We start from the raw sequence: 19,543 nt of genomic DNA on the forward strand, positions 1-19,543 counted from the left end.
GGCGGTTGCGCCGGGCAGCGCCGACCCGCCCCATGGGCGGCGCTATTGCGCCACCCCGGGTCGGCGCTGCCCTAAACTTCATATGCGACTGTCGGCAATGCGAACTTTGAGTGAAAGCTATCCCCGCGTCGCGTGAACCGCCCGCGCGATATCCGCCAGACCCACGGCCAGACCCAGCCGCGACGGGGCCGCTGCGTACAGGGGCTGGCGACGTACGCCAAAGCTTTCCTTGAACCGCGTCAGACCCGCGCCGCCCGACCGCTTGGTGATCTCGGCCCGCAGGCGCGCGCCCAGCTTACCGTCGCACTCGCATTTGGCGGGCAGGGCGGCCAGCGACAGACGCGTGCGGCCCTCGGCCTTGGCGCCTTCGATTCCGGCGACGATCATCGCGTGCATCACCCCGTCCGGCAGGTCATCGCCGTGCCGCATCAGGTCCAGCGCCATATCTGCGCTGGTCTGGTGGAAGGTGACAAAGCCCAGCAATTCTCCGTCCCGGCGGGCGGTGATAATGCGTTGATGCGCCACGTATTCCGGGCAGAAATGCCCCATGGAGAAGCCCCGAGCATGGTTGTGCGTTGCCAGCCACGCCACATCGACGCGGGCCATATCGTCCAGCAAAGCGTCCGAGACTTTTTCCTCGGCCACGGTCACGCCCGCCTTTTCAACGTTACGCAACTTACGGCGTAATTGGCGGTACTTCGATCCGTCCAGATTGAATGCCGCAAGGTCTACCACGGCGTCATCTGCGACGCGCGCCACATGCCATCCTGCGTCACGGGCGGCAGAGGCAAGGGGGCCAGAGCATTTGTAGATCACCGGGATCAGCATCCGGTTGCGCGCCTCGCGGGCCAGATCCTGCGTCACGCCCTGTGCCGTGCCGTGCAGCGGATCGAACATCAGTGTCAGCGTCTGCCCGGTTTCGGCCACAACGCTGGTGTCACGGCCCGTGGACAGGCAGAAACCACCGTTCTGGCGCATTACGTTACATTCGGCGCGGGACGCGTGGGACAGGTTGGCAAAGCCCGCATCCGGCGCGGATTTGGCGGGCAGACGATAGGGGAAGGCCAGCGGGATCACGGCCAGAACCGCAGGCACCGCGTAATAGATCAGCCGCCACGCAAGGATCGCGCCCAGCAGGGGGGCCTGATCGATCTGCGGCAGGAAGGTCAGCACGGCCAGTTCGAACGGCCCCGCACCGCCGGGGGTCGAGCTGAAGAGCCCGCAACCCAAGGCTATGGCAAAGATCGGCAGCAGCACTTCGAACCCGATGTCGAGGTGCGCGGGCATCAACACGTGCAGCGCAACGGCGGCGGCCACGATGTCGATCAGCGCCAAAACACTCAGCGACCCCAGAGACCGCAGGCTGGGAAGGCGCAGGCTAAGCGACCGGATCCGCAGCGTCGGCGCAGCAAAGGCCAGCGCAAAGACGGCGACAGCGCCAAGCAGCACCAGACCCGTGACACCAAAGGGCAGGGAGGCGCCCGGCAGGACCAGCGCCAGCAGCACCATCACCAGCGCCCATGCGCCCAGAAAACTGGCCGAAACGACGCCGGTGATCGCTGCAGCCATACCGCCGCCCGCGCCCTGAAGCATCCGCCAGCGCGCCAGTGACCCGGTGACGATGCCAAGGCCCAGAACCTGCGCGATTGCGATGGAACTTGCGCCTGTCACCCGGGCGACATTGTCCGGCACACCGGTGCGCAGATGGCGATGCACCACCACGTCATAGGTGCCGATGGCCCAGAACGACACGGCCGTAGCTGCCGCCGCCGCGATCCACTGCGGGAACGACGTCGTGCGCACCACGTCGGCAACGGCGCGGAAATCCAGCCCTTCAAGCTTGGTGTTCAGCAGAATGATGCAGGCCACCCCGATGACCAGCGGGAATACCGCCTTCAGCAGACGCCGCGAGGCGCCCAAGGATCTGGGCAGGCGTATATACGCCGCTTTCGGGGACGGTCTGTCGCTCATCAGGTCTCTCCACTCACTCCGCGGACGGAATAATAAGAAAAGTCCTACCGGGGGCTTAACGAAGGGCCTGTTGGCACGGACTGCTCGGTCCCGGTCTTATGCCGGGGTTATGGTCGAATTTTGACGGACCCTATCAACTGCACCTACCTGAGAATACAAAGAACTCACCTTTAGGATGAAGTCTGTGCACAGGTGTGGTGTTTCGGAGTCAGCATCAACCAGATGCACAAAAGCCCGGCGCAAACCGGGCCTTTGCGTCAATGATTTTAACGATTATTCGTCCAGCAGCTGGGCCTTAGCCACTTTGAGCAGCTGGTCCATCTTGGACCGGATCTCATCAGTGGTGGCCTTATCGCCCAGATCGCCCGACACTTTGCGCACGACATCTTCGTGGCCCGCTTCTTCGAAATCGGACTTCACGACTTCACGCGCATAGGCGTCAGCGTCTTCGCCGGTCTTGCCCAGCAGCTCTGCCGCCCACAGGCCCAGCAGCTTGTTGCGGCGCGCATCGGCGCGGAACTGCATCTCCTGATCGTGGGCGAATTTGTTTTCAAACGCGTTTTCGCGGTCGTCAAAGGAGCTCATGGCCTCGTCCCTTCGTAAAGAATAGCTCACCCCGATATGCCCGCACCAGCCATCGCGCGCAAGAGGCGCATGGCCAAAGGGGGCCGCTTGCGACAATCCCGCCCATGATCTAAGAGGGCCACATCATATTCTGGGGCCCTGTGCCCCGTTTCGTCCCGGGAAAGGGCAGACATGGCACGGCGCAAGAAGATCTACGAAGGTAAGGCAAAGATCCTGTACGAAGGCCCAGAGCCGAACACGATTGTCCAATATTTCAAGGACGATGCGACCGCCTTTAACGCCGAAAAGAAGGCCACCATCGAAGGCAAGGGCGTGCTGAACAACCGCCTGAGCGAATTCTTCATGACCGGTCTGAACAACATCGGCGTGCCGACTCATTTCCTGAAACGGCTGAACATGCGCGAACAGCTGGTGCGGTCGTGCGAGATTATTCCGCTGGAAATCATCGTGCGTAATTTTGCCGCCGGGTCGCTGTCGAAACGTCTGGGCATCGAAGAAGGCACGCCGCTGCCGCGTCCGATTGTCGAGTATTGCTACAAGGACGACAAGCTGGGCGATCCGCTGGTTACCGAAGAACACATCGCCGCCTTCGGCTGGGCGTCGCAGCAGGACATGGACGACATTCTGTCGCTCGCTCTGCGCGTGAACGACTACCTGTCGGGCCTGATGTACGGCGTCGGCATCAAGCTGGTGGATTTCAAGATCGAGATCGGCCGCGTCTATGATGGCGATTTCCAGCGTCTGATCGTGGCAGATGAAATCAGCCCGGATAGCTGCCGCTTGTGGGACATGGAAACCGGCCAGAAGCTGGACAAGGACGTGTTCCGCCGCGATCTGGGCAACCTGACCGACGCCTATACCGAGGTCGCCAAACGTCTGGGTGTGATGCCCAAGTCGAACGGCCCCTCCAAGCCTACCCTGATTAACTAAGAGGATCCCCCGCGATGAAAGCCCGCGTTCATGTCATGTTGAAAAACGGTGTTCTGGATCCGCAGGGCGAGGCGGTGCGCCATGCGCTCGGCTCGCTTGGGTTCGACGGGGTCGAAGGCGTCCGTCAGGGCAAGGTGATCGAGCTTGACCTGGCTGACGGCACGACCGAAGACACCGTGCGCGACATGTGCGAAAAGCTGTTGGCGAATACGGTGATCGAAAGCTACTCGATCGATATGGGCTGAGCCGATGCGGGCCAAGACGGGGGACGGTCGCATACGTGTCGACTGGCCAACCTTCTGGGGCGCTGTGTTCTTTTTGGTGCTGGGCGGCGGCTTTGCCGGGTTCGGGGCCTATCAGCTGACCACGACCTTTGATTTCATGGCCGCCGCGGAACCGCGTGCGGCCATTGTCTTGGACAATCCATCGAACTGCGACGACGACGGCTGCACGTGGTGGCCGACGTTTCAGGTGCAGGGCGATGCCGAGGGCCAGACCCGGCGCACGCGGCACGGATCGTCGACCTATAGCTGGAGCGAGGACACGGAGGTCGATGTGCTGGTGAACCCCGCCTACGACTACATCCGCATCCCCGGCGCGGATAATCTGTACCTGCTGGGCGGCGCCTTCTTTGCGCTAGGAATGCTGCCCGTGATCATCGCGATCTGGCTGATGGCCCGCATGGTGTTCACGCGGGACACGGGCCAGGACACCACCTGACTTCCCCTGATGCCCGCGATTGCCTAACCTTTCCCCAGCGACAGGAGGCACCATGATCACATTGGCGTTCTACAAGGGTCGGGGCGATACGCTGTGGCAGAGAATTCAGGATTGGGGCATCCGCTTTGCCACCCGGTCGCCTTATAGCCATGTCGAATTGATCCCCGGACGGGCCGAGTTCGATCAGCGCAACACCTGCCTATCGTCCTCGGGGCGCGACGGTGGGGTGCGGGAAACCGCCATCCATCTAAAGCGCGACCATTGGGATCTGGTGGACATGCCCGACCAACCCGAAGAGATCGCGGAGTTCATCCGGGCCCGGGTCGGGGCGCGGTATGACTATATCGGGATCGTCTTTAGCCAGATCCTGTCGCTTGGCCGTCACGACAGCGCCAAATGGTTCTGTTCGGAAATTTGTGCCGCCGCTTTGGGGATGCCAAATGCCCAACGGATGAGCCCGCAGGCACTGTATGACGTGGTGATCTGGTCGGCGATGCAGATGCCGCCCGATCCTGCGCCTTTGCCCGTCGATCCGCCCGCGCCCAAGGGGCCGGGGCAGCCGATGGCCTGACGCGCCATGTCGCGCCATAAGGGGCCAAACCACACTTGAGATCGCGACGGTTCAGGCGTATCAGCAGCCCATACCTCAGCCAGCGGAGACCCCGACCATGAAGGCAGCCATCCTTGTATTCCCCGGCTCGAACTGCGACCGCGATCTGCAGGTCGCCTTTGAACAGGCCGGCGCGGATGTCACTATGGTCTGGCACAAGGACGACGCGCTTCCCCAAGGCACTGATATCGTGGGTGTTCCCGGCGGGTTTTCCTACGGCGACTACCTGCGCTGCGGCGCGATTGCGGCCAATTCGCCGATCACCCGGTCGCTCAAGGCGCATGTGGAACGGGGCGGTTACGCTTTGGGCATCTGCAACGGTTTTCAGATCCTGACGGAAACGCGGATCCTGCCCGGTGCACTGCTGCGCAATGCGGGGCTGAAATACATCTGCCGCACTGTGCCGCTGACCGTGCGCACATCCGACAGCGATTTCACCCGGGCGTGGAATGCCGGGACCGAATTGCAAATCCCGATCGCGCACCACGACGGCAACTATCAGGCCGATGACGAACTGCGCGCGCGTCTGGAAGGCGAAGACCGGATCGCCTTTACCTACAACGACAACCCCAACGGCTCTGCCGGGGATATTGCTGGCGTTCTTAGCGACAACCGCCGTGTGCTGGGCATGATGCCCCACCCGGAACGCGCCGCGGATGAGGCCCTGGGCGGCAGTGACGGCCGCGCGATGTTCCAGTCGCTGATGTCCGGGCTGGTTTCCGCCTGAGCGGGGACCATCCAGTATAACCCGGCTTGAGCGGTCCCGCGCGCTGGCGTAGGCTGAAGCATGGTCGACACTCATACAGACAGGACGGAACGGCCGCGTCAGGGCACCGCCTTTTCGTGGCGCAGCCGCGTCGCGCTGGCGATCTTCGTGCTGATCGCGATCGTCACGGTCTGGGTGACCAACAGCCTGCTGACCGACCGTTTTACCCAGAATACCCGCAACCGGGCCGAACTGCGTCTGGCGCTGTACGGCGGGAACCTTGTGTCGGAACTGCGGCGGAATTCCATCGTGCCGCAGCTATTGGCGCGGGATCCGACGCTGCTGGGGGCGCTGAACTCCAACGACTTTTCCCAATCGACACAGCGGCTGATTTCCTTTGTGGATGAGATCGGGGCCGCATCGCTGATGCTGCTGGACAGGGACGGGCGCACCGTGGCCGCGACCGACCGGAACCGGTTGGGCGAAACCCACACCGGGACGCGGCATTTCGTCGATGCCCTGCGGTCCGCCGCGACGGTCTTTACGGTGTCCGAGCGCGAGGGGCAGGGCTATCAGTTCATTTACTCGCGTAAGATGGAAAGCAACGGCGCCACGGTCGGTGTCATCGTGGTCGAGGTCGATCTGCAAAAGTTCGAACGCGCATGGGCGGGGATTTCCGACGCCATTCTGGTGACCGACAGCACGGGCCGCATCATTTTGGCCACCGAACCCCGCTGGCGGGGTCTGACCGAAAGCGCGGCGCTGGTGCGCGAACCACCCGAAACCGCCATCCAACGTGCGCTGCAGGCCACGGCAGATTGGTCCGCGCTGCCGCCCGATGCCTACGTGAAGGGCGAAGCGGTGATGCGCGTCGGCTCTCGTCTGCCGTTTCGCGGCTGGCAGATCGCCAGTTTCACCACCTATGCGTCGGTGCGCGAAAAGGTGAACGGCTTTCTGGCGCTGATCACCATGGGCTTTGCGATCCTGCTGGCGCTGGCCTTCTACGCCCTCAGCCGTAAGAACGCGTTGCGCATGAATTTCTTCCGCATGGAATCGGCGGAGCTTCGCGCATTGAACCTAAGGCTGCAGCGGGAAATTGCCGAACGTGAGCGGATGCAAAAGTCGCTGGACGTGGCGGAACAGACGCTGGCACAATCGTCGAAACTGGCCGCACTTGGCGAAATGTCGGCCGCCGTCAGTCACGAGCTGAACCAGCCGCTGGCCGCGATGAAGACCTACCTTGCGGGCGCCGCGCTGCTGCTGCGCCGCAACCGCCCCGAAGAGGCGCTGAGTTCGTTTCAGCGCATCGACGATCTGATCAGCCGCATGGGCGCGATCACGCGCCAGCTGAAATCCTATGCGCGTAAGGGCGGCGACCAGTTTTCCCTTGTAAACGTGGGGGATAGCCTGAATTCCGCCCTGTCGATGATGGAACCGCAACTGCGTCAAAGACAGGTTCGCATCACCCGCGTGGTGCCGGATGAGCCGGTCTATGTCATGGCCGACCGGATGCGTCTGGAACAGGTTCTGATCAACTTGTTACGCAACGGGATCGACGCCACATCGACCGTGTCGGACCCCGCCGTGGACGTCATCCTGTCGGCCGGGGAAACCGCGACGATCACCGTGCGCGACAACGGCATGGGGATCGAAAACCTCGACCATTTGTTCGAACCTTTTTACACGACGAAACGCCCCGGCGACGGTGTCGGGCTGGGGCTTGCGATTTCCTCGGGGATCGTCAACGACTTTGGCGGCCGCCTCACCGCAAGGAACTCCGAGGCGGGCGGGGCTGTTTTTGAAATCCAACTGCCTATCTCTAATGAAGCAGCGGATATCGAAGCAGCAGAATAACCACCGGAGAGAACCCCGATGCAGAAGGCCATGAAGATTGCGATTGTCGACGACGAACAGGATATGCGTCAGTCGATCAGCCAATGGCTTGCCCTGTCAGGCTATGACACGGAAACCTTTGCCAGCGCCGAAGATGCGCTGAAAACCCTTGGGCCGGATTACCCCGGCATCGTTATTTCCGACATCCGGATGCCCGGCATGGACGGGATGCAATTCCTGCGCAAACTGATGGGATCGGACAGCGCGCTGCCCGTGATCATGATCACCGGGCACGGCGACGTGCCCATGGCGGTCGAGGCGATGCGGATCGGTGCCTTTGATTTTCTGGAAAAGCCTTTCGATCCCGACCGGATGAACCAATTGGCCAAGAAGGCCGCCAATGCGCGCCGTCTGGTCATGGACAACCGCCAGCTTCGTCGCGAATTGTCCGACGGCACCCAGTTGATGAAAAAGTTTATTGGCGCGTCCCCGTCGGTGGAACGTCTGCGCGAAGACATCCTCGATCTGGGGCAGGCCGATGGTCACGTGCTGATCGACGGCGAAACCGGCACCGGCAAGACGCTGGTGGCGCACGCGCTGCACGCCGTGGGCGCACGGGCGGGCAAGAAGTTCGTTCTGGTGTCCTGCGCCGCGCTGGACGAAGACGCGCTGACCAAGCGGCTGTTCGGCCCCATGAACCCCGAAGACAGCCGCCTGCCAGCGGTCGAAGAGGCGCGGGGCGGCACGCTGGTTCTGGAAGACGTGGAGGCGATGTCCGACGCGGTCCAAGGCAAGCTGCTGAACTTGATCAACGAACAGGGCACGCCGGGCGAAACCCGCATCGTCGCCATCTGCAACATGCAAGAGGCCGACAAGACCTGCGAAGACGCGCTGCGATCCGACCTGTTCTACCGCCTTGCCGCGCTGCGCATCACCGTGCCGCCGCTGCGGACGCGGGGCGAAGACGTGCTGACGCTGTTCACGACCTTCTCGGAACAATTCTCCGAAGAATACGGCTGCGACGCCCCCAAGGTCAGCGCACAGGAAGCCGCGCAATTGTTGCAGGCCCCTTGGCCCGGCAACATCCGCCAGCTGATCAACGTGGCCGAACGCGCCGTGCTGCAATCGCGTCGCGGGTCGGGCACCATCGCGTCCCTGCTGATGACCGACCATGACGAGGTCCAGTCGGTCGTGACAGCCGAAGGCAAGCCGCTGAAGGAATACGTGGAAGCCTTTGAAAAGATGCTGATCGACAACACGATGCGCCGCCACAAGGGCTCGATCGCCAGTGTTATGGACGAGTTGTGCCTGCCGCGCCGGACGCTGAACGAAAAGATGGCCAAGTATGGCTTGCAGCGATCCGATTACCTGAACTGATCGGCTCACCTTATCGTAAGACGGCCTGCAGGAACCTGCGGGCCGTTTGTTCATTGTCCCTTTGACGTCAAAGGAGATTATGAATGACCACCCCCCAAACTGCGCCCAAAACCGTCATCGTGACCGGGGCCGGATCCGGCATTGGCGCGGCCACCGCGCACCGCTTTTCCAAGGATGGCTACAACGTAGTGCTGTTCGCCACGACCCGCGAAAAGCTGGATCAGGTCGCGCAGGACCTGCCCCAAGACCGCACGCTGGTGATCGACGGCGACATCCGCGACGCCGACACCGTGCAGGACCTGATCGACCGCACCGTTGATCGCTTTGGCGGGCTGGACGTGCTGGTGAACAACGCGGGCGTCGCGGTGCCGGGCAAGATCGGCGATGTTGATCCCGAAGGCTGGGACAAGGTCATGGCCGTCAACGTCACTGGGATTTACACCTGCATTCGCAAGGCCCTGCCGCATCTGAAGGACGCCAAGGGATCGATCATCAACACGTCGTCCGTGTCTGGCATCGGCGGGGATTGGAGCATGTTTGCCTACAACGCATCGAAAGGCGCAGTCAGCAACATGACCCGCGCGCTAGCGCTGGATCTGGCACCCGACGTCCGCATCAACGCCGTCGCACCCTCGATGACGCGGACCGAGATGACCAAGGGGCTGGAGAAGAACCAGAAGGTCTATGACAAGTTCATGGAGCGTATTCCCATGGGCCGCCCGGCAGACCCGGAAGAGGTGGCCGACGTCATCGCCTTTCTGGCCAGCCAAGACGCGCGGTTCGTCAACGGCACAGTGATTCCGGTCGATGGCGGCCTGTCCGCGTCGAACGGCCAGCCTGCGATGGGGTAGATCGCCGGGGCGCACCGGGTCAAAGGCGGGGCGATTTCGCCCGTCTGACCAAAAACGCGACGTCCAAGATCAGCGGTGTCCGGCACGTCTGTCGGGCATCGCAAAATTGCGATATGATCATAATAACGCGCCTGACGCGCATCCGACCCGCCCGGATCCACGGTCGCGCGCGACGCCGAAAACGCCCGCTCGGCCCACTGTGGCGCAGGCCACTGCGATTTTCTCCATTGTCTTTTTACCTTTCCCGGCTCTATTGTGGATAAATGGGCCAGCGCCATCCGCGCGCCCCATGATCAGTTTCTCTGCTCAGCCAGTCTTGTGCTTGCCGACAATGGCCACGGACGGCGGACAGACCGAATGGACCCTCGAAAAGGGTCTCGAAAACGCCAAGCGGCCAGAAATGGCTGACGAGGCACCGAACGGGCGGCACCCACGACACGTGGCGAACCGCCGGAGAAGAACCGCGATGAGGCGCGACCGGACAAGTGAGAGCAGGGGCAGGGCGCATTTGCGCCGTCCCGCGCCCATATCCGCAAGTGCCCGCAAAATCGCCCCTGACAGACACGCCGATTTTCCTCTTGGGCCTCCGGGTCCACGGGGGGCTTTGCCGTGCAATTGGACAATATGGCTAAGAAAATGCTCATCGACGCCACCCACGCGGAGGAAACCCGCGTCGTGGTGGTCGACGGAAACAAGGTCGAGGAATTCGACTTTGAATCAGAAAACAAACGTCAGCTAGCAGGTAACATCTACCTCGCCAAAGTAACGCGGGTCGAACCCTCGTTGCAGGCAGCTTTCGTGGACTACGGCGGCAACCGCCACGGCTTCCTTGCCTTTTCGGAAATCCACCCGGATTACTACCAGATCCCCGTCGCGGACCGTGAGGCCCTGATGGAGGAAGAGCGCGCTTATGCAGAAGCCATGAAAGCGCGTGACGAGGCCGACGAAGAAAAGAAGAAGACCCGCCGTCGCCGCCGCCCGGCCAAGGCCGAAAAGGTCGACAGCGACGATGCGGTCGTGACCGCCGACGCCGACATCGAAGGCATGGAAACCATCGATCTGGACGACGACTCTTCAGATGACGAAGGTCTGTCGCCGATGGAAACCGTGGCCGAAACCCCGGTCGAAGAACCCGATGACGCTTCGGGCGACGATGTCACCGACGATGCATCCGACGACGATGACGACAGCGAAAGCACCCGCGACGCCACGGCCCACGATGACGAAATCGAGTCCGTCGCAGACGAAGACGATCAGGAAGACATCCGCCCGCCGCGCAAACCGCGCCCGCGTCGATACAAAATCCAAGAGGTCGTCAAAGTCCGCCAGATCATGCTGGTGCAGGTCGTCAAAGAAGAACGTGGCAACAAAGGCGCCGCGCTGACCACCTACCTGTCGCTGGCAGGCCGTTACTGCGTTCTGATGCCCAACACCGCACGCGGTGGCGGGATCAGCCGCAAGATCACCAATGCCGCAGACCGCAAAAAGCTGAAAGAGATCGCGAACGAAATCGACGTGCCGACCGGCGCGGGCCTGATCGTACGGACCGCAGGTGCCAAGCGCACCAAGACCGAGATCAAGCGCGATTATGAATACCTGCAGCGTATGTGGGAACAGATCCGCGAACTGACGCTGAAATCCATCGCGCCCGCGAAGATCTACGAAGAAGGCGATCTGATCAAACGGTCCATCCGCGATCTCTATTCGCGCGATATTGACGAGGTTCTGGTCGAAGGCGAACGCGGCTACCGCAACGCCAAGGACTTCATGAAGATGATCATGCCGTCCCACGCCAAGAACGTAAAACACTATACCGAGGCGATGCCGCTGTTCGCGCGCTATCAGGTCGAAACTTACCTTGGCGGTATGTTCAACCCGACGGTACAGCTGAAATCCGGCGGCTACATCGTGATCGGCGTGACCGAAGCACTGGTGGCGATCGACGTGAACTCTGGTCGGGCCACCAAGGAAGGCTCGATCGAAGACACCGCGGTCAAAACCAACCTTGAGGCCGCCGAAGAGGTCGCCCGCCAGCTGCGCCTGCGTGACCTTGCCGGTCTGATCGTCATCGACTTTATCGATATGGACGAGCGTAAGAACAACAACGCGGTTGAGAAGAAGCTGAAAGACAAGCTGAAGACCGACCGCGCGCGCATTCAGGTGGGCCGCATCTCGGGCTTTGGCCTGTTGGAAATGTCGCGCCAACGTCTGCGCCCCGGCATGCTAGAGGCGACGACGCAGCCTTGCCACGCGTGCCACGGCACCGGCCTGATCCGCTCGGACGACTCGATGGCGCTGAACATTCTGCGCCAAATCGAAGAAGAAGGCACCCGCCGCCGGTCGCGTGAGGTTCTGGTGAAATGTCCGGTGGACATCGCCAACTACCTGATGAACCAGAAGCGTGAACATGTCGCTGCGGTCGAGGCGCGCTATGGCCTGTCCGTCCGCATCGAAGGCGACCCGCACCTGGTCAGCCCCGACTTCACGCTTGAAAAGTTCAAGACCGCCACCCGCGTGGTCCCGGAACCGACCGCCGTGATTTCTGCCGACGCCACCCTGATGGATGACGTGGACGAGATCGAAGTGCCCGAGGATGCCGAAGACAACCTGCCCGGTGGCGATGCCCCTGAAAGCACGGGGACGGACGCGGGTGACGAGGAACAAAAGCCCAAGAAGCGCCGTCGTCGGCGTCGTCGGCGTCGCGGTGGCGGCAATGGTGATAACGCGGAAAACGGTGACAACGGGTCGGGTGACGATCAGGCGTCGGACACTTCTGACGGATCTGACACCTCCGAAGGCGACGCCGCATCCGAGACCACGGAAGAGGCCAAACCCGACGCAGAGGCTGAAGAAAAGCCCAAGCGCAAGCGCACCCGGTCCCGCCGCAAGAAGACGGACGACGAGGTGAAGCCCGAGGGCGAAGAGGCCGCGACAGAGGCTCCGGCAGAGGCGCGGGCCGAAGCGGTCGCTGATGCGGATGCCACGGCAGACGCACCTGCGGAAGCCCCGGCAGAAGAGCCTGCGGCCGAAGAAAAGCCCAAGCCCAAGCGCAAACGCGCCCCGCGGAAGAAGAAGGAAGAGCCTGCGGCGGAAGCCCCCGCAGCCGAGCCTGAAGCCCCCGCAGAGCCGCAGCCCGAGGCCGAAGCACCGGCGGAGCCCGCGGCAGAGCCGACCCCGGAACCGGTCACCGAACCGCTGGCAGAGCCAGAGCGTGTGCCCGAAATGGCCGAAGCGACCACCGCCCCGGTAGAACCTGCCAAGGCCGAAGAGCCCAAGGCGGAAGAACCGGCCAAGCCGAAAAAGCGTGGTTGGTGGTCCTTGGGTAAGTCGTAAGCGACCAAGCTAGATCGAAAAGCAAACAGCCGTCCTTCGGGGCGGCTGTTTCGCGTTCAGCCCTTGGCGATTACGAAATACCGCGCGCCATCTGCGTCCCGGTTTTCAATCACCGCATGACCTTCTTCCGCGCAGAAATGCGGCACGTCGATCACCGCCACCGGATCGTCGGTCAGCACGGTGATCCGCGCCCCCGGCGCCAAGGCCATCAGCCGCTTGCGCAGCCGCAACACGGGAAGGGGGCAGATCAGCCCCCGCGCGTCCAGATCGACGCTGTCGGGATCGATGGGTTCCATGCGTCCTCGCTACCGATTGAATGATGCGCGGGCAAGTCCGCTCGCTTTCCCGCTGGACGAGATCTGACTTTAGGACTACCGCGTTGGATCAGGCAATTTTGCGGTGCGTCGTGCTGAAGGGTCTTATCCTATGTCTGATCATGGTTTTTTCGGCAGTGCCCGCCATGGCTGAAAAGGTCTTTATCAACCTCGCGCCACAGGAAACCGCGCAGCTAGAGGCAAGCCGCGCCGTGATCGCGGCCCATGTCCCTGACCATCTGCGCGCAGACTACCACACGCCCGAAGGCAAGCTGTCAGCCCTGAACCACATCGTCGCCGCGCGCAGCCTGCAGCCCTACGACGCAAACGGGATCAACGCCCTCGGCACAGTTCTGGGCGATGTCTTCGTGCAGACCCTTGGCATGCGCTGGACCCGCGTTCAGGACGAATTCGGGACCACCATCGCATTGCGCTATCAGGACACGTCGGTCGTTCTGGCCCCGATCGACGCGATTGCAAAGCGCGAAGATGAGCTGGCGACGCTCGACTTCTTTCATCTCTACAACACCTTCGGTCAAATCGTCATGGACCTTGTCGAACAGGGCATGTGACCCGCCAACGCCTTTGTGACAACACGCCACGTGACGCCGCCCGCCGAACCGGATAAGCCTTTGTCCATGTTCGGAATAGACATCATCGACGCATCGCTTTTGCCCGCCATGATCGTGGCGCTGGTGGCTGGGACGATCAGCTTCCTCAGCCCCTGCGTCCTGCCGATCGTGCCGCCCTATATCGCCTATATGTCCGGCGTCACGCTGAACGATCTGGGGCATGGCGCGCGGCGGGGCCGGGCGCTGATGACGGCGCTGATGTTCGTGCTGGGGCTGTCGACCGTGTTCCTGTTGCTGGGGTTCGCGGCCAGTTACGTCGGCACGCTGTTCCTGCAATATCAGGGCTATTTCAACACCTTCGCCGGGATCCTCGTGATGATCTTCGGGGCGCATTTCCTTGGGATTTTCCGCATCGGGTTTCTGGATCGAGAGGCTCGGTTGGACGCGGGCGATCAGGGCGGATCGGCCTTTGGCGCCTATGTGCTGGGCCTTGCCTTCGCCTTTGGCTGGACGCCCTGCATCGGCCCGCAACTTGGCGCGATCCTGTCGCTGGCCGCCTCCGAATCCTCGGTCCTGCGCGGCACGTCATTGCTTGCGGTATATGCTCTTGGGCTTGGCATCCCGTTCCTTCTGGTCGCCGCCTTCCTGCCGCGCCTGACCGGCACGCTGAACTGGATGAAGCGGAACATGGAACGCATCGAACGCATCATGGGCCTGCTGCTGTGGACCATCGGTCTGCTGATGCTGACGGGCGGGTTTTCGGCCATGTCCTTCTGGCTGCTTGAAACCTTCCCGGGGCTGGCAGCCCTGGGCTAAGCCGCGCTCTCTAGCACCCGGTTAATACGTCTTAATCTTGCCGCGAATGTCGGGTATCTTATCCGAAATCACGAGGCAGAGATGAGCAGCTCTTCCCCCATCAAAACCCGCCGGGTGTTCTATATCCCCGGCTATGACCCGATCCACCCCCGGCGGTATCGGGAGCTGTATCGCACCGAAAGCGCGGCGCAGGGGGCGATCTCGGGCTATGAGGTGACGCTGCGCCCCAAGACGACCAAAGGGCCCTATGGCTGGCATGTCACGGGGGCGATCGACGGGGCGGTGACGGACGCCGATATCGAGGTTCTGTACTGGTCCGACATCGTGCGCGACAGCATGGACGGATCGATCCCCGCCACCTACCTGAGCCTAATACGTACAGCGTCAGTCTACATCTTCTCGGGCGCATTGTTCCGCCTGATGCGCCTGCGCAAAGGGCCGGTGATCGCCGCGCTTTATCCGGTGGTTTTCCTGCTGGTTCAATTGGTTATCGCATTGGGGCTGGGCTATCTGACAGCCGCGTTCACGGGCTACGCGATCTATAGCCTTGGCATGTGGGTCGAGGGCGCGGTGACCGGGTTCGACTTCGCCACGCTGCTCTATCTGTCGCTGGCCATATCCTTCGTTGCGGGGATCGCGGTCGCCTGGGCGCTGCTGCGCTGGTTCAAAGCCAAGGACAACAAGTTCTTTGCCTATTACCTCATGCACGATTATTCGTTTTCTGCCAAATCTTTAGGGGCCAATCCTAAAGCATTGGAATACCGCATCTCAGACTTTGCCGACACGATCGCTGAGGCTTTGAAAACCGACACGGACGAGGTGCTGGTGATCGGCCATTCCTCTGGCGCGCATCTTGCCGTGTCGATCCTGTCCGACCTGATCCGCGCGGGCCGTGTGCCCAAGCACGGCCCGGTGCTGTCCTTTCTGTCGTTGGGCCAAGTCGTCCCCATGGTGTCCTTCCTGCCGCGCGCCAGCCGTTTGCGTGCGGACCTCGCCTACCTCAGTACGCGCAATGAATTGACATGGGTCGATGTCACGGCCCCCGGCGATGGCTGCGCCTTTGCGCTGTGCGATCCGGTGGCGGTCACGGGCGTCGCGCCCGAGGGGCAAAAGTGGCCACTGATCCTGTCGGCCGCCTTCACGCAAACCCTGTCGGAGGAACGGTGGAAAGAGCTCCGCTGGCGCTTTTTCCGGCTGCATTTTCAATACCTTTGCGCGTTTGACCGGCCAGACCACTACGATTATTTTCAGATCACCGCAGGCCCACTTACACTGTATGATCGCTACAACGGCAAAGCCCCGTCCAAATCCCGCATAACCACGCCGGTGAACCGCTACAGGTCACTCGCATGATCCCGCCGAAACCGCCATCGCGCCCCGACAAGATCAGCCTGCGCCGCTACGTCCGCCTGTTCCGCGATGATATCCTGTCGGCGCAACCGGCCAAGCTTTACCGCGCGTGGATGGCCGAGTTTCGGACGCCCTTCTTCCGCTCCTATCTGGTGAACCAGCCGGACCTGATCAAAACGGTGCTCAAGGACCGCCCCGACGATTTCCCGAAATCCAACCGCATCAGCGAAGGCCTGCGCCCGCTATTGGGCAATTCGGTCTTCCTGACGAATGGCGAGACATGGAAACGCCAGCGCCGCATCATCGATCCGGCCTTTGAAGGCGGGCGGTTGAAAGACACGTTTCCCGCCATGTGGGCCGCCGCCGAGGCCTGTGTGTCACGGCTTTCTGACATGACAGAAACACCTGTAGAGATCGAAGCCGAAACTTCTCATGCCGCCGCCGACGTGATCTTTCGGACGTTGTTCTCGGTGCCCATCGACCATGAAATCGCCGCGCAGGTGTTCACCCGGTTCCGCGACTACCAGCGGTCGTCTCCGATCCTGAACATCGCAGCTTTTGTCCCTCTGCCCAAATGGTTGCCGCGGTTCCACAGCCGCCAGACCCGTCAGGCCGCCCGCGGCATCCGCGCGCTGATCACGCAGCTGACCGAAGAGCGGCGGGCCCAGATCGACGCTGGCACCGCGCCTGACGATCTGGCGTCCAAGATCATGACCACCCGCGATCCCCAGACCGGGGATATGCTGGACACGCAGGAAATGGTCGATCAAGTCGCGATCTTCTTCCTTGCCGGCCATGAGACCTCGGCCTCGGCCCTAGCATGGACGCTCTACCTGATGGCCACGCATCCGGAGTGGCAGGAGAAACTGGCAGAAGAGGCCAAGGCGCTGGACGACGGCCCGGACTTCTCGACCGTGTCGAAGCTGAAACTATCCCGCGATACCTTCCGCGAGGCGCTGCGCCTGTACCCGCCAGTGCCCATGATGGTGCGCGAAACGACCTGCCCGGAACATTTCCGCGACCGTGACCTGCCCAAAGGCTCTCAGGTCGTGCTCAGCCCATGGCACGTCCATCGCCACGAACGTCTGTGGGACAATCCCGATGGGTTCGATCCCGCGCGGTGGGGTACGGACAACGGCAAGACTTGCCTGCGCGACGCCTATATCCCGTTCTCGGCCGGGGCGCGCGTCTGTACCGGCGCGGGCTTCGCCATGGTCGAAGGTCCGCTAATCCTGTCGATGATCCTGCGTGACTTCCGGGTGGAGCCTGTAGGCGATCCTCCGGTTCCCATAGCGCATCTGACGGTCAGGTCCCGGGATGGCATCCACCTTCGCCTGATCCGACGAGTGTAGGGGGCTTTGCCCCCAGTCCTTCGGACTTCCCCCAGGAATATTTATGGGACCAAAGAAGGTATTGGCGCGGCCCATCGCTTCTTTGGTCCTGAAAATATCCCCGCCGGAGGCTCGGACCGCGCAGCGGCGCGACTACCCCTTCACCGCCCGTGCCAGCGCACAGAATTGCTCCAGCGACACGGTTTCCGCCCGGTCGGTCGGCTTGATGCCGGAGGCGATCAGGCGATCCTCGATATCAGGGGCCAAGCCCTTCAGCGCGGCGCGCAGCATCTTGCGACGCTGGTTAAAGGCCATGGCGACCACACGTTCCAAGACCTTGGGATCGGCAGGATACCGCGGTTCGGGCAGGGCGGTCAGGTGGACCACGGCGGACGATACCTTGGGCGGCGGCGTGAACGCCTCGGGCGGCAGGGACAGCACGATCCGCGCATCCGCCCGCCACGACGCCAGCAGGGCCAGACGGCCATAGGCCTTGGACCCCGGGGTGGCGACGATGCGGTCGGCGACCTCGCGTTGGAACATCAGGGTCAGGCTTTGCCAGAAGGGCGGCCAGACCTGAGGCGTCAGCCAGCGGACCAGCAGTTCGGTGCCGACGTTATAGGGCAGGTTTGCCGCGACGCGGATGGGCGGCGTCAGGCTGGCCAGAGGGTCAACCTCCAGCGCGTCGCCATTCACGACGTCCAGACGCCCGGGATAGGCCTCTGCAATCTCGGCCAAAGCGGGCAGGCAGCGCGCGTCCTTCTCGATGGCCAAGACGCGGCGTGCACCTTCGGCCAGCAGGCCACGGGTCAGGCCACCGGGGCCGGGGCCGATTTCCAGCACGTCGCAGTCTGCCAGATTGCCCGCCTGACGGGCAATCTTGGCGGTCAGGTTCAGGTCCAGCAGGAAGTTCTGGCCAAGGGATTTCTTGGCCGCCAGCCCGTGTGTCGCGATAACCTCTCGCAGCGGGGGCAGCCCGTCGATGGCGGCCATCAGTAACGGATGATCCGCGCCTCGGACCGGAGCTGCTGCAGATAGCCTTCGGCAAAGGACGCAAGGCGACGGTTCTGGATGTCCAGCGCGATGCCTTCGCGCGATACGGCCCCCGACAGGTCCATGCTGCGGCCACACATCATCAGGAACACCAGCGTCTGGCCGTTCGAGCGCGTCAGGTTGGTCGACACTTCGCCCGCGTCCAGTTTCGCCAGTTCCAGCGCGATATCTTCGGGGATTTCGTTCGGCGACTTGGTGCCGCGGTCCAGAACCTCGGCCGGCTGACCCTTGGCGATACCGTAGAGGTCATCGCAGGTATCGACACGCGCCTTGATCTTGGCCGCCTGCGCCAGCGTCTGTTCGCTGCGGCCACCGGGCATGTAATAGGCGGCGTATTCGACGGCGGTATAGGTCAACGCACGGCTGTCCGTTTCTTCGACCGCGCGCAGCAGGAACAGGGCGATCTGACCGTCCAGCTCGACCGGCTCGGAAATCTGACCGGGGCTGAGGCCAAGGATGACCGACCGAAGCTGCGGCGCAAGGTTCGACACGGGCACCCAGTTTACGCGGCCACCGGCACCGGCGGTCGGTGCGGTGGAATATTCACGGGCCGCGCTGCCAAAGCCATTGGCGCCACCGCGACGGATCTGCGCGGCCAGCTGGCGGGTGGCCTCTTCGTTGCCCGGCTCGACCGGCAGGAAAATCTCGGACATCAGCACCTGTACCGTGGCGCCCGACGCACCGCCCGTGGCAATCGCGCGGTCGATCTGCTGTTCGGTGATCTGCACCTTAGAGCCGAAGCGCGCCCCCACCAGATCACGCCACGCCACACCGGCACGGACGAAATCGCGGAAGGTCTCGGCCGCGACGCCACCCTGTTGCAGGGCGGTCAGAAACTGATCGGCGGTCAGGTTGGCGCGGGCGGCAAATTCCTGCATCCCGTCGGCAATCTGTTCCTGCGTCGGCTCGATCCCCAGTTCGCGGGCCGCCTGCAACCTCAGACGGTCGTCGATCAGCTGCTGTTCGGCCACCTGCGGCACGTCGCCCGGCGTGTTGAACAGGTTCAACATGCGGATACGCTGGTTCAGTTCGTACCGGGTGACGACAAGGTCGTTGACCTTGATGGCGGGACCAAAGCCCTGCGCCGAGGCGATCGGAGCGAACCCGACCAGCAGAAGCGGCAAAGAAAGGATCAGGCGGAAGATAAGGCGCATAATGGATTCCGTTCGTCTAGTCATCGTCACTTAGCCT

At 62.6% G+C, this 19,543-nt stretch carries 18 protein-coding genes; 13 read left to right on the plus strand and 5 right to left on the minus strand.

The genetic code is table 11. The features are described from left to right. Nucleotides 1–117: 117 nt before the first annotated feature. On the minus strand, nt 118–1,971 hold the full coding sequence (locus ACI3GR_RS06585) for a phosphatidylglycerol lysyltransferase domain-containing protein (protein WP_407493283.1): 1,854 nt from the start codon (nt 1,969–1,971) through the stop codon (nt 118–120). A gap of 273 nt (nt 1,972–2,244) precedes the next feature. After that, nucleotides 2,245–2,556: a DUF1476 domain-containing protein gene (locus ACI3GR_RS06590; RefSeq protein WP_407493284.1), complete on the minus strand. Its 312-nt coding sequence runs from the start codon at nt 2,554–2,556 to the stop codon at nt 2,245–2,247. A gap of 171 nt (nt 2,557–2,727) precedes the next feature. Between ACI3GR_RS06590 and purC the strand changes: the two genes are divergently transcribed. The 9 genes from purC to ACI3GR_RS06635 all read left to right on the plus strand — a co-directional run bounded on the left by purC (nt 2,728) and on the right by ACI3GR_RS06635 (nt 12,916). Beyond that, on the plus strand, nt 2,728–3,486 hold the full coding sequence (purC, locus tag ACI3GR_RS06595; protein WP_407493285.1) for a phosphoribosylaminoimidazolesuccinocarboxamide synthase: 759 nt from the start codon (nt 2,728–2,730) through the stop codon (nt 3,484–3,486). A gap of 14 nt (nt 3,487–3,500) precedes the next feature. Continuing rightward, nucleotides 3,501–3,731, plus strand: a complete 231-nt coding sequence (gene purS / locus ACI3GR_RS06600; protein WP_407493286.1) for a phosphoribosylformylglycinamidine synthase subunit PurS — start codon at nt 3,501–3,503, stop codon at nt 3,729–3,731. A 4-nt stretch (nt 3,732–3,735) separates the two neighbouring features. Further along, complete coding sequence (locus tag ACI3GR_RS06605; protein WP_407493287.1) at nt 3,736–4,206, plus strand: hypothetical protein; 471 nt, start codon at nt 3,736–3,738, stop codon at nt 4,204–4,206. Nucleotides 4,207–4,258: 52 nt separating this feature from the next. Then, entirely contained in the window at nt 4,259–4,777 is a 519-nt protein-coding gene (locus tag ACI3GR_RS06610) for a hypothetical protein (protein WP_407493288.1), read from the plus strand. A gap of 97 nt (nt 4,778–4,874) precedes the next feature. Then, a complete protein-coding gene (purQ, locus tag ACI3GR_RS06615; RefSeq protein WP_407493289.1) occupies nt 4,875–5,543 on the plus strand; it encodes a phosphoribosylformylglycinamidine synthase subunit PurQ in 669 nt (222 codons plus the stop codon). Nucleotides 5,544–5,603: 60 nt separating this feature from the next. Continuing rightward, complete coding sequence (locus tag ACI3GR_RS06620) at nt 5,604–7,376, plus strand: sensor histidine kinase (RefSeq protein ID WP_407493290.1); 1,773 nt, start codon at nt 5,604–5,606, stop codon at nt 7,374–7,376. 18 nt (nt 7,377–7,394) lie between these two features. Next, nucleotides 7,395–8,732: a sigma-54-dependent transcriptional regulator gene (locus tag ACI3GR_RS06625; protein WP_407493291.1), complete on the plus strand. Its 1,338-nt coding sequence runs from the start codon at nt 7,395–7,397 to the stop codon at nt 8,730–8,732. An 83-nt stretch (nt 8,733–8,815) separates the two neighbouring features. Further along, nucleotides 8,816–9,583, plus strand: a complete 768-nt coding sequence (gene budC, locus ACI3GR_RS06630; protein WP_407493292.1) for a meso-2,3-butanediol dehydrogenase — start codon at nt 8,816–8,818, stop codon at nt 9,581–9,583. A 624-nt stretch (nt 9,584–10,207) separates the two neighbouring features. Next, a complete protein-coding gene (locus ACI3GR_RS06635; protein ID WP_407493611.1) occupies nt 10,208–12,916 on the plus strand; it encodes an Rne/Rng family ribonuclease in 2,709 nt (902 codons plus the stop codon). Nucleotides 12,917–12,972: 56 nt separating this feature from the next. On the opposite strand, the gene ACI3GR_RS06640 is transcribed toward ACI3GR_RS06635, so the two are convergent. Then, a complete protein-coding gene (locus ACI3GR_RS06640) occupies nt 12,973–13,212 on the minus strand; it encodes a sulfurtransferase TusA family protein (RefSeq protein WP_407493293.1) in 240 nt (79 codons plus the stop codon). Between the two features lie 164 nt (nt 13,213–13,376). Between ACI3GR_RS06640 and ACI3GR_RS06645 the strand changes: the two genes are divergently transcribed. The 4 genes from ACI3GR_RS06645 to ACI3GR_RS06660 all read left to right on the plus strand — a co-directional run bounded on the left by ACI3GR_RS06645 (nt 13,377) and on the right by ACI3GR_RS06660 (nt 17,320). Then, nucleotides 13,377–13,802, plus strand: a complete 426-nt coding sequence (locus ACI3GR_RS06645) for a DUF3806 domain-containing protein (RefSeq protein ID WP_407493294.1) — start codon at nt 13,377–13,379, stop codon at nt 13,800–13,802. A gap of 66 nt (nt 13,803–13,868) precedes the next feature. Next, nucleotides 13,869–14,618 (plus strand): cytochrome c biogenesis CcdA family protein, encoded by a 750-nt coding sequence (locus tag ACI3GR_RS06650; protein ID WP_407493295.1) that lies wholly within the window; start codon nt 13,869–13,871, stop codon nt 14,616–14,618. Between the two features lie 81 nt (nt 14,619–14,699). After that, a complete protein-coding gene (locus ACI3GR_RS06655; protein WP_407493296.1) occupies nt 14,700–15,971 on the plus strand; it encodes a hypothetical protein in 1,272 nt (423 codons plus the stop codon). Next, nucleotides 15,968–17,320 (plus strand): cytochrome P450, encoded by a 1,353-nt coding sequence (locus tag ACI3GR_RS06660; protein WP_407493297.1) that lies wholly within the window; start codon nt 15,968–15,970, stop codon nt 17,318–17,320. The genes ACI3GR_RS06655 and ACI3GR_RS06660 overlap by 4 nt, the downstream gene beginning before the upstream one ends. Nucleotides 17,321–17,452: 132 nt before the next feature. Here the strand turns inward: ACI3GR_RS06660 and rsmA are convergent, their stop codons facing one another. Further along, nucleotides 17,453–18,292 carry a 16S rRNA (adenine(1518)-N(6)/adenine(1519)-N(6))-dimethyltransferase RsmA gene (rsmA, locus tag ACI3GR_RS06665; protein ID WP_407493298.1) on the minus strand — a complete coding sequence of 280 codons (840 nt, stop codon included), beginning with the start codon at nt 18,290–18,292 and terminating at the stop codon, nt 17,453–17,455. Then, nucleotides 18,292–19,530 carry a peptidylprolyl isomerase gene (locus ACI3GR_RS06670; RefSeq protein ID WP_407493299.1) on the minus strand — a complete coding sequence of 413 codons (1,239 nt, stop codon included), beginning with the start codon at nt 19,528–19,530 and terminating at the stop codon, nt 18,292–18,294. The genes rsmA and ACI3GR_RS06670 overlap by 1 nt, the downstream gene beginning before the upstream one ends. Nucleotides 19,531–19,543: the final 13 nt, after the last annotated feature.

The sequence above is a fragment of the Pseudooceanicola aestuariicola genome (assembly GCF_045763785.1).
In the GTDB taxonomy this organism is placed as follows: Bacteria; Pseudomonadota; Alphaproteobacteria; order Rhodobacterales; family Rhodobacteraceae; genus Pseudooceanicola.